Origin of the sequence: Sphingobacterium nematocida, assembly GCF_900168125.1 — a bacterium.
Taxonomy (GTDB): Bacteria; Bacteroidota; Bacteroidia; order Sphingobacteriales; family Sphingobacteriaceae; genus Sphingobacterium; species Sphingobacterium nematocida.
In genome coordinates, this window is record NZ_FUZF01000003.1 from 218,380 (window position 1) to 232,387 (window position 14,008).

Below are 14,008 nucleotides of genomic sequence, written 5' to 3' on the forward strand. Positions count from 1 at the left end.
ATCAATTAAGGGTGAATGGAGGCTCCCAGTTCACCCTTAATATTCCGCCCCCCACAGATTTAAAGAGTTTTTTCTTCACATTCCCATAACAAAAACTTTTCAATAGTTATCTATTTATTTTGTTTTCATTATACAAAATTTTTATACCTTTGCGATTCTTGGTAAAATATTTTTTATTAGAGTATTGGGTATAATCCAAGCCAATAAAAGTGACCTATTAGTCCTTTTGAGCCCAATGATTAACGATACTTTAAGATATTTTCACGAGATTTAGAGCAATTAAAAAACATAAACTATATCAAACTAATAGACGAATACAGAAAATGCAGAGTAAAGGGCTGATTAAATTTTTGGTAATAATAGTGGCATTGGCTTGTCTCTATTCTTTATCATTCACTTTTGTAACTAGAAAAGTGGAACGTGAAGCTGAGGCATATGCAGGAGGCGATATCGCAAAGGAAAAAGCATACCTCGATTCCATTGCGGGCGAAACGGTTTATAACTTAGGTTTTGCCAAATACACGTACAGAGAATGTAAATCTTATGAACTCGCTTTAGGACTGGATCTTAAAGGAGGGATGAACGTCACTATGGAGATTTCCTTAGATGAGTTGATAAAGAACCTAGCCAACAATCCAAAAGATGAAAAGTTTAACACGGCTTTAAACTCCGCTATCCAAAAAAGCAAGTCATCAAACAAATCCATTGTTGACCACTTTATCGAAGATTACAAAGCTAGTGGGGCATCATCAAGTTTAGCTTCTTTTTTTGCTACAAAAGATAATGCTAGCTTTATAAAAGCTACAAGCTCAGATTCTGACGTAAAAAGTTTCCTTCAAAAAGAAGCAGACAACGCGATACAGAACTCATACAAGGTATTACGCACACGTATCGACAAATTCGGTGTAGCATCGCCAAACATTCAGATTCAACAAGGTACCAACCGCATCTTAATTGAATTGCCAGGTGTAAATGATGAAAGCCGTGTTCGTAAACTATTACAAGGATCTGCAAAATTGGAGTTTTATGAAACTCATGACAATATGCAGGTTTATCCGCTACTAGAGAATATAAACCGTTCATTGGCTAGTTCATTAAAAACTACCGAACCTGCTAAAACTGTATCAACAAAAGATAGTACAGCGGCTGATACTACAAAATCGGAAGAAACGCTATTAGCAAATCTTGGTGCTAACAAGGGAGACAAGCAAGATTCTAGCGCTGCTGCAGCCAATCTTTCTGCAGAGAATCCACTTTTTAGTATATTGATGCCTTCTATCTATCAAGCTGAAAATGGACAACAACAATTAGCTCCAGGTGCTCAGGTAGGTATAGCCAATCTAAAAGATACAGCTAAAGTAAATGCGTACTTAGCAAGACCTGAGATAAAATCACAGATCCCTTCAAACCTTAAGTTGATGTGGGCTGTAAAACCAGAGCAACGCACACCTAGCCTTTTATCCTTATATGCCATCAAACCAGCTCCAGGAGAGCATGGCTCCGTATTAACCGGAGAGGTTATCACTGATGCTAGAGATGCATTCAACCCGCAAACAAATGCTCCTGAAGTATCTATGCAGATGAATTCGTACGGTGCTAAAGAGTGGAGAAGAATTACTGCTAAAGCAGCACAAACAAAGGCTTCGATAGCAATCGTATTAGATGGGGTTGTTTACTCTGCTCCTACAGTACAAAATGAAATCCCAGGAGGAAGTTCATCTATATCCGGAAACTTTACGATTGAAGACACAAAAGATTTAGCAAACGTATTAAAAGCGGGTCGCCTTCCAACAACTGCTAAGATCGTCGAAGAAGCGATCGTCGGTCCTTCTCTAGGACAAGCTGCGATCGACTCTGGAGTAAACTCCGCTGTAATCGGTATTGTCATCGTGATGATTTTCATGGTAGTTTACTATAATAAAGCAGGTTGGGCAGCCAACATCGCTGTATTATTCAACGTATTCTTCCTTTTAGGAATCTTAGCATCATTAAATGCGGTATTAACTTTACCTGGTATTGCAGGTATCGTATTAACGATGGGTACGGCTGTGGATGCCAACGTACTTATTTATGAACGTATCCGTGAAGAGTTACGTCTTGGCAAAAGTATTCGTCAGGCTATAGCCGATGGTTATAAACACGCCTTACCTTCTATTTTAGATTCACAGATCACGACGTTCTTAGTAGGTCTAGTGCTATTCTTCTTCGGTTCAGGTCCAATCTTAGGTTTTGCAACGACGTTAATGATAGGTATTATTACGTCACTATTTACTTCTATCTTTATCTCTCGTTTGATTTTCGAATTTATGCTAGATAGAGATATGAAAATATCAGTTTCATTTCCTTGGTCTGAGAAAACGCTTCAAAATGCGAATTACCAATTTATCAAAAAGCGTAAAGTATTTTATACAATTTCGTTAATCGCTGTAGCTATTTCCCTTGGTTTTATCTTCACAAAAGGCTTTACATTAGGAGTAGATTTCCAAGGCGGCCGTACATTTACAGTTCGCTATGACAATGCCGTGAACCTGGAGAAAGTACGTCAAAACCTCGATGAAGCATTCCAATCGACGACAGAAGTAAAAACATTCGGTAGCGAAAACCAAGTCCGAGTAACGACAACATACCATGTTACGGAGACTTCTGACGAAGCAGATGCAGAAGTATTAGCCAAATTGAATGAAGGATTGTCTAAAGAACAAGGCAATAAATATGAAATCCTTTCCTCTCAAAAAGTAGGTCCATCAATCGCTTCAGACATTAAGGACAGAGCAGTGTGGTCAAGCTTACTTTGTATTTTCATCATCGCGGGATATATATTAGTTCGTTTCCACAAATGGCAATATTCTGTCGGTGCGGCTGTGGCTACGATTCACGATGGTATCATTTTGTTAGGATTATTCTCGATTTTAGATGGTATTGTTCCTTTCTCTCTTGATATCGATCAACATTTCGTAGCAGCTTTCCTAACGGTGCTGGGTTACTCTGTAAACGACACTGTAGTTGTTTTTGACCGGATCAGAGAAGATGTAAACAAGTCAAGAGGTATGAATAGATATTTTGGAGATGTGATCAACCACGCGATCAACACGACATTAAGCCGTACGATTATTACATCATTGACCATTATATTTGTACTTGCAGTTTTATTCGTCTTCGGAGGTGAAGTGATTAGAGGTTTCTCTTTCGCTATCTTGATCGGTATAATCGTTGGAACGTATTCATCAATTATATTAGCTGCCCCTACAGTTTACGACTTAGGAAAAGGTAAAAGCATCGCTCAACCTGCAGAAGAAAAAGTAAAAGTAGTAACACCATAAGGTCAGTATATTATCTTATACGAAAAGGCTATCCAGAATACGGATAGCCTTTTCTTTTTCCTTTCACATTTAAACATGCAAACGTCAGATTCGTTTACTTTTTGAACTAGACATGCATGAATTAAGAGCATTTTATCTAAGTTTGTAGCTATTAAACACAAACGTATGAAGAAAATGATTATACCGGCGTATCTGATGTTAAGCATATCGCTAGGCCTGTCGAGCTGCTCAAATACACCTAGCAATACCGAGCAAAAACAAGCAGAATCCAAGGGACATGAAGGCCATGATCACAGTGCTCATGATCACGGATCACATGACGAAACTCCGTCTTCCAAAAACCAAGAGCAGTCAGCTGCAATGGCAAACTTAGCACAAGGCGAGCCTATCGCTCAAATACCTGCATTTACATTTTACAAAGTAAAATCTGGCATATCATTTACAAATACAGATATTCCCAAAGGAAAAAAGACAGTGTTTATTCTTTTTGACCCAGGCTGTTCACACTGCAGGACAGAAGCAGCGGCACTCGGTAAAAACTACAACAGTATCAAAAATGTAAACATTTATTTTGTCTCCATGAATGACCCTGCATTGATGGCTTCATTTTTAGAAACCTTTGCAAAAGAACTTGTAGGCAAGCCTAACATTGAAGTACTTTATGACAAAAACCAAGAGTTCATTCAGAAATTCCATGTTCCAAAACAATTCCCAGCAAACTATGTCTATACCGCCGACAACAAGCTTCAGACACATTGGGATGGAGACAAAAACATCAATGAAATAATAGCAGCTTACATCAAGTAGAAAATCAAAAATTAGAAATAATATACATGAACATAGCAATAAATGGATTCGGTCGTATAGGTAGACATACCTTACGTAACCTATTAGTTCGTCAGCTTCCAAACATCGACATTGTAGCGATTAATGATCTCACTAGTCCATCGACCTTAGCACATTTATTAAAATATGATTCTGTACATGGCCCATTTCCAGGAGAAGTGTCCCATGGCGAAAACTTTATTCAAGTAAACGGTAGAAAAATATTAATTCTGAATGAAAAAAATCCAGCAGATCTTCCCTGGTCATCCCTAGAGATAGATCTAGTGGTAGAATCTACTGGATTTTTCACTTCTCAGCAAAATGCTGCGCTTCATCTTCAAGCGGGAGCTAAACAAGTGCTGATTTCAGCACCATCTTCAGACAAAGAAGTACCAACAGTTGTACTAGGTATCAATGATCGTGATTTTGATTGGAGTACGCCAATCTTTTCCAATGCATCCTGCACCACGAACAACGTAGCACCTTTGGTCAAAATCCTAGATGAAAATTGGGGAATAGAAGACGGTTACATCACGACTGTACACTCGATGACAGGAGACCAAAATCTCCATGATGCTCCACATAGAGATTTGCGTAGAGCCCGCGCCGCGTCTTCTTCGATCATACCGACAAGCACAGGAGCGGCAAAAGCTATAACCAATGTCTTCTCCCATTTAGAAGGCAAATTAGGTGGTGCCGGAATACGTGTACCCGTACTTAACGGCTCACTAACAGACTTTACATGTACACTCCGAAAAAAAACAACTGTTACTGAAATTAATCAAAAATTCAGAGAAGCTGCCAACGGAGAACTCAAACAGGTTCTTTACTACACAGAAGACCCTATCGTTTCAGTAGATATAATTAATAATCCCTACTCCTGCGTATTTGATGCTCAACTAACTTCTATCGTCGGAGGACTTGTAAAAGTGGTGGGATGGTATGATAATGAATTTGGCTATTCCAACAGGCTCGTTGATATTTTAGAAAAAATCAGCAAATCATGATACGTTTTATAACTGCAGAACAAACTTTGCCCCTTCGTTCGCAAGTATTGCGAAATGGATTACCAGAATCCGAATGCATATTCGATCATGATTTATATCCCAGCACATTTCACCTGGGCTATTTTGAAGAAGACCGGTTGGTATCTATACTTACCTGCATGCAGGAAAATCATGGTAAACTACCAAAATCAGCCTATCGTTTACGTGGAATGGCCACGGCATCCGATTCAAGATGTAAAGGCTATGCTGGCAAGCTACTGCTTGCTGCTATGGAACACTTACGAGATCACCTGCATATTGATTACTTATGGTTTAATGCTAGAGTCGTAGCATTTCCTTTTTACGAGAGCTTAGGTTTTGAATTTATGTCCGACGAATTTGAAATAGCGGAAATAGGACCACACCGTGAAATGTTTAAGTTATTATAAAATTACATTTCGCGCTCCACACCAAGTCCAAATAACGCGAAATCATATTTCACCGGATCATCAGCATCCAATGCACGTAAATTTTCAGTCAGCTCCAACGCTGCCTTCCAGTTAATTTTATCCAAAGTAATCAATCCTAGTTTACGTGCTACACGTTCCACATGAACATCACAAGGACAGATCAATTGGGCTGGAGTAATCCGGCTCCATATTCCAAAATCGACACCTTTATCATCCTTACGTACCATCCATCGAAGAAACATATTCAATCGCTTACAAGTTGATTTCTGAAAAGGAGAACTTATATGCTTCTTGGTACGTAAAGGGAAGTCTGCTAATGAAAAAAAATAGGTCTTAAAACGATTTAACGCAATTTCAATCGAAAAAGAAACCTCTTCATTCTGACCGATTAAAAAAGCATCCTCTAGAGAATCATTTGTATTATAATGAAACTGAAAAAACGAAACAAAATACAATAAATCAGTATCGTTAAACGTACGATGTTTAAAGTTGAGCAGACGTTTCAAATCTGCATCCTTGTGATTTCGAATAAAATCATAAGGTGCCCCATCCATCCTATCTATCAGTTCCTTACATTTATTGATAATAGTTTTACGTTGCCCCCAGGCAAATATCGCAGCAAAGAAGCCCATGATCTCTATATCCTCCTTGTTCTGAAAAAGATGAGGAATTAAAATCGGATCATTATCCACAAACTGCGGTTGGTTATACTCATCCACCTTTCCATCAAGGAATTCCTTAAGGTTAAATCCACTCATATTTCTTAAGCCAATGCTTGTTCCAAATCTGCGATTAGATCTTCGATAGCCTCAATTCCAACTGAAAGACGAAGCAGATTATCTACTACCCCTACCCGCTCCCTTATCTCTTTGGGTACAGAGCCATGTGACATCGAAACCGAATGGTTGACTAAAGATTCTACTCCTCCTAAAGACTCCGCTAATTTAAAAAGCTTAAAACGAGACGCAATACGATAAGTCTCCTTCAAGTCAGCATCCCTTAGCACGATAGACACCACCCCTCCAAAATCCCGCATCTGCTTTTTGGCGATATTATGTCCTGGCTGATCCTCAAAGCCTGGCCAATAGATACGTTCTATCTTAGGGTGCCCCTTTAAAAAAACAGCTACATCTCTGGCGTTATCACAGTGTGCCTGCATCCGTAAATGTAAAGTCTTGATCCCTCTAAGAGCTAAAAAGCAATCCTGTGGACCAGGTGTAGCTCCACAAGTATTATAAAAGAAACGGAGTTTTTTATACAAAGTTTCATCATTTACCACCAATGCTCCCATCACCAAATCAGAATGACCATTAATATACTTAGTAGCAGAATGCATCACGATATCCGCGCCCATATCCAAAGGATTTTGTAAATACGGAGAAGCAAAGGTATTATCAACAACATACCATATCGATGCGGCTTTTGCAAGCCGACCTATAGCTTCCAAATCAGCGAGCATTAAGGTAGGATTTGTTGGAGTTTCGATCCAAATCAGTTTGGTTCGTTCCGAAATCGCTTGTTCAACAGCATGGATATCAGCCGTATCTACAAAGACAAACTTAATCCCATATTCCGCATACACTTTTGTAAAAATACGATACGATCCTCCATAAAGATCATCTCCTGTCAAAACCTCATCTCCTGGCTTTAACAGTCGAAGCACACAATCCGTAGCAGCCATACCGCTTGAAAATGCCAGACCATATCTCCCATTTTCTAAAGAAGCCAAACACTCCTCTAATGCCGTACGAGTTGGATTTGTACCTCTAGAATATTCATATCCTTTATGATCACCCGGTGAAGCCTGTTGATAGGTTGAAGTTTGATATATAGGAGTCATTACAGCACCAGTCGTTGGATCAGACTCCTGCCCTGCATGGATAGCTCGAGTTGCGAATTTATAAGCCATAATCGTATATATTTATTATAAAGGTAAATTTACTAAAATTTTAAAGGTGACGGATACTTATAGTGGTATTGCAGTTCATCTATTATCTTTTGTCCAGATACGATTTTTTGAAAATTAAATGTCGATTCAAAAGCCGAAGGACCAGCGTATCCGTATTTCGCAGCAGATGCCAGAATAACAGCCTTCTTCTTCGGGTGCTCGGGTGCAACAATATTAAATATCTCTCCTACCCTCAGCCTTTCAAATCCCAAAACCAATAATTTAACTACATCCGCAAGATGAACAAAATTAGCAGGTTGATTACCAGTTCGACACACTTTACCACTAAAATACTTGGCAAAAATCCGGCTTTTTCCGAAAAGTCCACCTAACCGATAAATCAAGGTATTATCTGCTTGCTGCATGGTTTGTTCGGCGAGCAATAATCTTTCATCGAGATGATCCTGCCAATTTTCATCAAAAAGACCATCCGCATCGGGATAAATCCCAATGGAACTCAAATAAATATGCTTCCGAAAAGTAAGCTGTTCCAAAAGAAGCTTAATACAGTTGAATCGCTCTAGTAATACTTCTTGAGAATTACGGGAACTGGCTGGAATTGAATTTAACACAAAATCAAACGTAGTAGGCATATCGAATCCATCTATAACTACCTTTGAATCAAAGTCTAACAAAACAGATTGAAATCCTTGCTCACTTAATCGAAGTTTCTTTTCTTCGGTGGTCGTCGTAACCCACACTTCATTACCGCGAAGTTTCATTGCATGTGCAAATTCCTCACCAACCCATCCACAGCCTAGGATAAGTACACGATTTGCAGCTGATTTACCTAATGATTCGATATCCATATCTTATTAAAATAGTAAAACCGTAAAATTTTACAATTTTACGGTTTTACCCTTGTTTTCAAACCTACATAAATTCGCCTTTATAAGCAATAGAATTGCGCGTAATATGAAAGCGAATTTTGTAGCTCTCCTCATCCATTTAGATTCTTTTATAGAGGAAAATACATCGGAGACTTAATACGCCTTTGCAAACAACACTCTTCTCGCGGAAGGTTTACCTGTAAAAATACAAACACCCTCTTCATCCTTTGCATCCAAAGGTATACAACGGATAGTCGCTTTAGTTTCCTCCTTAACACGTTTCTCTGTCTCCACAGCACCATCCCAATGACAGGACACAAAGCCTCCTTTAGTTTCGATCACTTGTTTAAACTCTTCATACGAATTCACCTCTGTAGTATGAGTCTCTCTAAAATCAAAAGCCTTTTGATACATATGTTGCTGGATATCTTCCAGAAGCAACTGAATTCTGTTTGACAACCCTTCTTGCCCTACAGTCTCTTTAGTTTGCTTATCTCTACGCGCCAATTCTACAGTTCCATTTTGCATATCTCTCGCACCAACCGCCACGCGTACCGGTACCCCCTTAAGTTCCCATTCGGCAAATTTAAACCCTGGACGTTGCGTATCACGGTCATCGTACTTAACAGAGATATCTTTACTTTTCAATTCGGCTTGTAAACTTGTCACAAACGAATCAATATTAGCTTTCTCCTCGTCTGTTTTATATATCGGCACGATAACAACCTGAATCGGAGCTAGCTTTGGAGGCAATACCAACCCTTGATCATCCGAATGCGCCATAATCAGAGCTCCCATCAAACGCGTAGACACTCCCCATGAAGTCGCCCATACATGCTCTTGCTTACCTTCACGATTTGTAAATTTAACATCAAAAGCCTTGGCAAAATTCTGTCCCAAGAAATGAGATGTACCAGCTTGCAACGCCTTTCCGTCTTGCATTAATGCCTCTATACAAAGTGTGTCCAGCGCACCCGCAAAACGTTCATTTTCTGTTTTTCTACCACGTACAACAGGTAACGCTAACGTATTTTCCGCAAAATCAGCATATACTTCAAGCATCTGATTAGCTTCAGCTACAGCCTCCTCTTTGGTCGCGTGCGCCGTATGTCCTTCCTGCCAAAGAAACTCTGCTGTTCTCAAAAACAAACGCGTCCGCATTTCCCAACGTACTACATTAGCCCATTGATTAACAAGGATTGGAAGGTCTCGATAAGACTCAATCCAACCTTTATATGTATTCCAGATAATCGTTTCAGACGTAGGACGTACAATCAGTTCTTCTTCCAACTTAGCATCTTCATCGACAACAATCTGTCCGTTACCGTCATTTTTCAATCGATAATGGGTCACTACAGCACATTCGGTAGCAAATCCCTCGACGTGAGAAGCCTCCTTAGAGAAAAAAGACTTTGGAATAAACAAGGGGAAATAAGCATTACTGTGACCTGTTTCCTTAAAACGCTTGTCCAAAATAGCTTGTATACGTTCCCAAATACCATACCCATAGGGTTTTATGACCATACACCCACGTACAGCAGAATACTCCGCTAAATCAGCCTTAATCACCAGGTCATTGTACCATTGAGAATAATCCTCGCTTCTACTTGTTATTCCTTTACTCATTGATCTTATAACTATTTAATTTGTAACAATATATTATGGTTACGGTCAAACCGTATCAATATTTTTTTTGAGACTAAATTTATTTATATTTTTGAGATTGGGATTAAACCTTCGCAAAAATATGCGTCTAAGATAGTAAAAAGACACTGGATTATCAGACAACTTTAGCGATAAAGATATAATGAGCCAGACATGATTGAACATAAAAATCATTAAACGCTCCATCTGAGAACTAAAAACTAAAAAATTAAGCAGATGAAAACAAATAAATTATTAATCGGCGGATGGGCTTTAGCACTTGTTGCTGTACTGAGTTCTTGTTCGACAAGTAGACAAGTCACCTACAGAGACGACGTCTACAACAATCAGAACGCAGGCAGACCAGCTCCGGTGTACCAAAGTCCAGATTACTACTACGACGAGAATCAGAACTCTGACTCGAATGCAGCCAATGAGTATTATGCAGACGAATATTCAGATGAAGAATATAACGACGGACAATATCAGGAATTAGAATATGCTAACCGTATTAATCGTTTCTATTATTCTTCTCCAGGTATGGCGTATTATGACCCATGGTTTGACCCTTGGTATGGATATGGTGGTTTTGGTTTAGGTTGGTCCAACTGGGGCTGGGGATCTAGCTGGTCTATTGGTTTTGGCTGGAGGTCTCCATACTACGGTTATGGTTGGGGTTCTCCTTATTATGGTTACGGATGGGGAAGACCTTATTACGGCTATGGTGGCGGATATTGGGGACACAATTCCTACTACAATTCGTGGGGACACCCATATTATGGACATGGACACAACAACTACTATTATGGAGGATCTGGTCGCCGTCCAACCTACTCTTCGGTACGTTCCGACAATCGTGACCGTTTCAATTCCAGAACAGGAAGTTCGAGTCGCAGAGATGTAGGCGCTACGTCCTCTAGTAGACGTGGATCTACAACAATAAGCCGCGATGCAAATGGGCGTATCGACACCCGTTCTAGCGTATCAAGCCGTAGAGGGGCTGATGGCTCTAGTACTTCAAATCGTGTAGGTACCTCACGTGGAAATAGCGAAAGCTCAAGAGGTTCAGTAAGCTCCTCACGTAGAGGCAGTACCGTATCAGAAGGCAACAGACCGACGACTGATGTAAGAAATTCGACAAGTGGTCGCAGACAGCCTGCAAATAACGGCACGGTCACAAGACCTAGCACTACAGAACGCTCAGGTTCATCGCGTCCAACTACGCAACCACAAAGCCGTCGTACAGACAGCGGTAGCTCGAACTCGGGTAGCACATACACGCCACCTTCAAGAAGCAGCAGTGGTTCATCCATGTCAAGTGGTGGCGGATCCATGTCCAGAGGCGGTGGTGCATCTAGCTCAGGTGGCGGATCACGCTCGTCGGGTTCATCAAGACGCTAATCTAAAAGTACAGTTATTTAGTTAAACTAATAAATATCAACATAAACAGCCAATCTCGCTATTGGCTGTTTATTTAAATAGGACAAATCATCCCATATGAGAGTAAAACATATCATCCTTTCCGTTTTCGTATCCAGTATTTTTTGGACACAAACACATGCACAAACTGTAGACGATGCCTTAACATTTTCTAAAGAAGATATTGGGGGATCTGCGCGTATGAAAGGTCTTGGTAATACACAGACCGCTTTAGGTGGAGATATTTCGGCTATAAATGGTAATCCTGCAGGTTTGGGCTTTTTCAGCCGTTCCGATATGTCTGTCACATTCAATTATCTAGGGAATAAGAATAAAACCCTATTTGAAGGAATGAACTCGAATAGTAAAAAAGACAACTTTGGGGTTGATCAGGCCGGAGTAGTATTTCATTTCCCAACTTCAAACTACCGCTCCAATTCAGGCTGGCTGAACTTTAATGTCGGCTTGAGCTATAACAAAACCCAAAATTATAACAATAGAATTACTTATGAAGGGGTTAATAACAACACAACTATTGTAAATGCCCTATCAGATATTATGTCCGGTAGCTTCGGAACTGACTTTGCAGGATCCAACATAGTAGAGCAATTTGGAGATGCTGAAAAAGGATATTTCCCTTTGGCTAAAGAAGGAGCTGCAAAAGATCAATACAATGAAATAATCACGAGAGGCAATCGCAGTAAAACTGCCATTGCTTTCGGATCAAACTACAACAATCAGTTTTTCATCGGAGCTACACTGGGCATCACCTCTTTCCGTTATGAAAAAAGCACACAGTTCATAGAAAATGGCTGGACCAAAACAAGAAACGAAATACTAGCAGATAATCCAAACTCACCATATGCTGACCCTGCTAATGATTTATATAAATACTCCAATGCCAGCTATGAATTATTCGATAATTTTGGACAAGTTACAGAAGGTTCTGGAATAGATCTAAAATTAGGTATGATATTCAAACCTACTACCGATTGGAATATTGGTGTTACAATCAATACGCCAACTTGGACGACAATCAAAGACGATACGCGGACTTACACCGATGTAGATTTTTACGATAACGATACAGCCAAAGATCCTTTCCATAGTTACGAATCAAAATTCTACGACAGCGCACAGGATTATAACATTACCACTCCTTGGAAATTTGGTTTAGGCCTTACGAAATTCTTTAGCAGAGGGTTATTGACTGCCGACGCAGAATATGTCACTTACAATTCTATGCGTTATTCGACCGCAAACAACTCATTGAATACAAGCTACGACGATATCAATAGCGATATCAAGGATCTTTACAAGGGCGCTGTCAATTTCAGAGCAGGGGGTGAGTTTTTATTCACCAATATACTAAGCGGACGTGCTGGATTCAATTATTTCGGCAATCCTTACAAAGGTGGAATTGAAGATGAAAATTATAGTGGAAGCTTAGGTTTAGGTGTAAAACTAACAAACACCCTTTACATGGACTTAGCAGTTGTACATCAAGTAAACTCATACAAACAAGCTCCTTACTCGATTAATGAAACTTTTTGGGGAACTTCTAGCCCAGTAGCTTCTATCGATCACAAAAGGACAAGTGGTATCCTCACCCTAGGTGCTAAGTTTTAAAAATAAGAAATGGGGCTTTCTCTAGAAGAAAGCCCCATTTCTTATTTCGCTATGATAGTTTCTATCCCAAGCGACTCAAAAAGCTCTTGAAAAGCAGGTGGTATGTCATTACTGATTACAACATCAATCTGCGAAAAATCCACAATCTTTCCAAAACTCTTCCTACCAAATTTACTTGAATCTGCGAGTACAATAACTTGTTGGGCTACAGAAATCATTTTCTGATTCAACATTGCCTCTTGCGCATTAGTTGTCGATATTCCGTAATCCATATCGATACCATCTACTCCTAAAAACAATTTCGAACAGAAAAAATGATCTAGGATATTATTAGCATACTGTCCTGTCACAGAGGACGAAGTGCGACGCACTGATCCCCCGAGTTGTATAACCTCGACATTCTGATGTTTGAGCAGTTCTAACGTCACATTCAGAGCAGATGTAACTACAGTAAGATTTCCCTGAGGCAAAATCTCTCTCCCCAAAAACTGAGTTGTCGTCCCCGACCCTATAATAATAGAATCATTTGCCATTACTAAATGAGACGCAGCTTTAGCAATTCTTATCTTTTCTTCTTCGTGAATTTTTTCCTTTTCAACAACAGGTCTGTCCGTTTGATACGGATTCTGTCTTGTGGCCCCTCCGTGCGTCCGATACACTAATCCCGTATCCTCTAAAAACTGTAAATCTTTACGAATTGTTACAGAAGAAACATTTAATTCTTCGCACAATTCCAAAACAGAAACATGTCCATTTTGGTTTATTTGTTTGATGATATATTGATGACGCTCAACATTGTTCATATGTATATTACTTACTTTTTAATGGTCAATACTTGTCTCTATGCTTCTGAAGGATATCTCGAAATCATATGCCCTTACAATCGTAATCGCTCTATCATACGGATATTTTATAATCCTAAGATAATTAAGTTATT

Annotated in this window: 11 protein-coding genes; 6 read left to right on the top strand and 5 right to left on the bottom strand. The window is 39.5% G+C overall.

Annotation, left to right across the window (positions count from 1 at the left end; genetic code table 11):
• Positions 1–323: 323 nt before the first annotated feature.
• From secDF to B5X76_RS05400, 4 genes are all read left to right on the top strand, one after another.
• Positions 324–3,320: a protein translocase subunit SecDF gene (gene secDF / locus B5X76_RS05385; protein ID WP_079641963.1), complete on the top strand. Its 2,997-nt coding sequence runs from the start codon at positions 324–326 to the stop codon at positions 3,318–3,320.
• A gap of 165 nt (positions 3,321–3,485) precedes the next feature.
• The gene (locus B5X76_RS05390) at positions 3,486–4,127 is read left to right on the top strand and encodes a peroxiredoxin family protein (RefSeq protein WP_079641965.1); all 642 of its coding nucleotides are present in this window, start codon (positions 3,486–3,488) and stop codon (positions 4,125–4,127) included.
• 26 nt (positions 4,128–4,153) lie between these two features.
• Positions 4,154–5,152: a type I glyceraldehyde-3-phosphate dehydrogenase gene (gene gap, locus B5X76_RS05395; RefSeq protein ID WP_079641967.1), complete on the top strand. Its 999-nt coding sequence runs from the start codon at positions 4,154–4,156 to the stop codon at positions 5,150–5,152.
• Positions 5,149–5,580 carry a GNAT family N-acetyltransferase gene (locus tag B5X76_RS05400; protein ID WP_079641968.1) on the top strand — a complete coding sequence of 144 codons (432 nt, stop codon included), beginning with the start codon at positions 5,149–5,151 and terminating at the stop codon, positions 5,578–5,580. Before gap ends, B5X76_RS05400 begins: the two co-directional genes overlap by 4 nt.
• A gap of 2 nt (positions 5,581–5,582) precedes the next feature.
• Here B5X76_RS05400 and B5X76_RS05405 read toward each other — a convergent pair whose 3' ends face one another.
• The 4 genes from B5X76_RS05405 to proS all read right to left on the bottom strand — a co-directional run bounded on the left by B5X76_RS05405 (position 5,583) and on the right by proS (position 10,005).
• A complete protein-coding gene (locus tag B5X76_RS05405; RefSeq protein WP_079641970.1) occupies positions 5,583–6,359 on the bottom strand; it encodes a TIGR02757 family protein in 777 nt (258 codons plus the stop codon).
• A 5-nt stretch (positions 6,360–6,364) separates the two neighbouring features.
• Positions 6,365–7,510: a cystathionine gamma-synthase gene (locus tag B5X76_RS05410; protein WP_079641971.1), complete on the bottom strand. Its 1,146-nt coding sequence runs from the start codon at positions 7,508–7,510 to the stop codon at positions 6,365–6,367.
• A 32-nt stretch (positions 7,511–7,542) separates the two neighbouring features.
• A complete protein-coding gene (locus B5X76_RS05415) occupies positions 7,543–8,358 on the bottom strand; it encodes a Rossmann-fold NAD(P)-binding domain-containing protein (RefSeq protein WP_079641973.1) in 816 nt (271 codons plus the stop codon).
• A gap of 174 nt (positions 8,359–8,532) precedes the next feature.
• Complete coding sequence (gene proS, locus B5X76_RS05420) at positions 8,533–10,005, bottom strand: proline--tRNA ligase (RefSeq protein WP_079641975.1); 1,473 nt, start codon at positions 10,003–10,005, stop codon at positions 8,533–8,535.
• 255 nt (positions 10,006–10,260) lie between these two features.
• Between proS and B5X76_RS05425 the strand changes: the two genes are divergently transcribed.
• Together B5X76_RS05425 and B5X76_RS05430 are read left to right on the top strand one after the other, a co-directional pair.
• Complete coding sequence (locus tag B5X76_RS05425; RefSeq protein ID WP_245800949.1) at positions 10,261–11,424, top strand: outer membrane protein assembly factor BamD; 1,164 nt, start codon at positions 10,261–10,263, stop codon at positions 11,422–11,424.
• 96 nt (positions 11,425–11,520) lie between these two features.
• Entirely contained in the window at positions 11,521–13,071 is a 1,551-nt protein-coding gene (locus B5X76_RS05430) for an OmpP1/FadL family transporter (protein WP_079641980.1), read from the top strand.
• 41 nt (positions 13,072–13,112) lie between these two features.
• Here the strand turns inward: B5X76_RS05430 and B5X76_RS05435 are convergent, their stop codons facing one another.
• Positions 13,113–13,874: a DeoR/GlpR family DNA-binding transcription regulator gene (locus B5X76_RS05435; RefSeq protein WP_079641982.1), complete on the bottom strand. Its 762-nt coding sequence runs from the start codon at positions 13,872–13,874 to the stop codon at positions 13,113–13,115.
• Between the last annotated feature and the right edge of the window lie 134 nt (positions 13,875–14,008).

Excerpts from the sequence above, each read along its gene's own strand:
- proS (WP_079641975.1), bottom strand. The coding sequence starts at position 10,005 with ATGAGTAAAGGAATAACAAGTAGAAGCGAGGATTATTCTCAATGGTAC.
- secDF (WP_079641963.1), top strand. The coding sequence starts at position 324 with ATGCAGAGTAAAGGGCTGATTAAATTTTTGGTAATAATAGTGGCATTG.
- B5X76_RS05415 (WP_079641973.1), bottom strand. The coding sequence starts at position 8,358 with ATGGATATCGAATCATTAGGTAAATCAGCTGCAAATCGTGTACTTATC.
- B5X76_RS05400 (WP_079641968.1), top strand. The coding sequence starts at position 5,149 with ATGATACGTTTTATAACTGCAGAACAAACTTTGCCCCTTCGTTCGCAA.
- B5X76_RS05430 (WP_079641980.1), top strand. The coding sequence starts at position 11,521 with ATGAGAGTAAAACATATCATCCTTTCCGTTTTCGTATCCAGTATTTTT.
- B5X76_RS05425 (WP_245800949.1), top strand. The coding sequence starts at position 10,261 with ATGAAAACAAATAAATTATTAATCGGCGGATGGGCTTTAGCACTTGTT.
- gap (WP_079641967.1), top strand. The coding sequence starts at position 4,154 with ATGAACATAGCAATAAATGGATTCGGTCGTATAGGTAGACATACCTTA.
- B5X76_RS05390 (WP_079641965.1), top strand. The coding sequence starts at position 3,486 with ATGAAGAAAATGATTATACCGGCGTATCTGATGTTAAGCATATCGCTA.
- B5X76_RS05405 (WP_079641970.1), bottom strand. The coding sequence starts at position 6,359 with ATGAGTGGATTTAACCTTAAGGAATTCCTTGATGGAAAGGTGGATGAG.
- B5X76_RS05410 (WP_079641971.1), bottom strand. The coding sequence starts at position 7,510 with ATGGCTTATAAATTCGCAACTCGAGCTATCCATGCAGGGCAGGAGTCT.
- B5X76_RS05435 (WP_079641982.1), bottom strand. The coding sequence starts at position 13,874 with ATGAACAATGTTGAGCGTCATCAATATATCATCAAACAAATAAACCAA.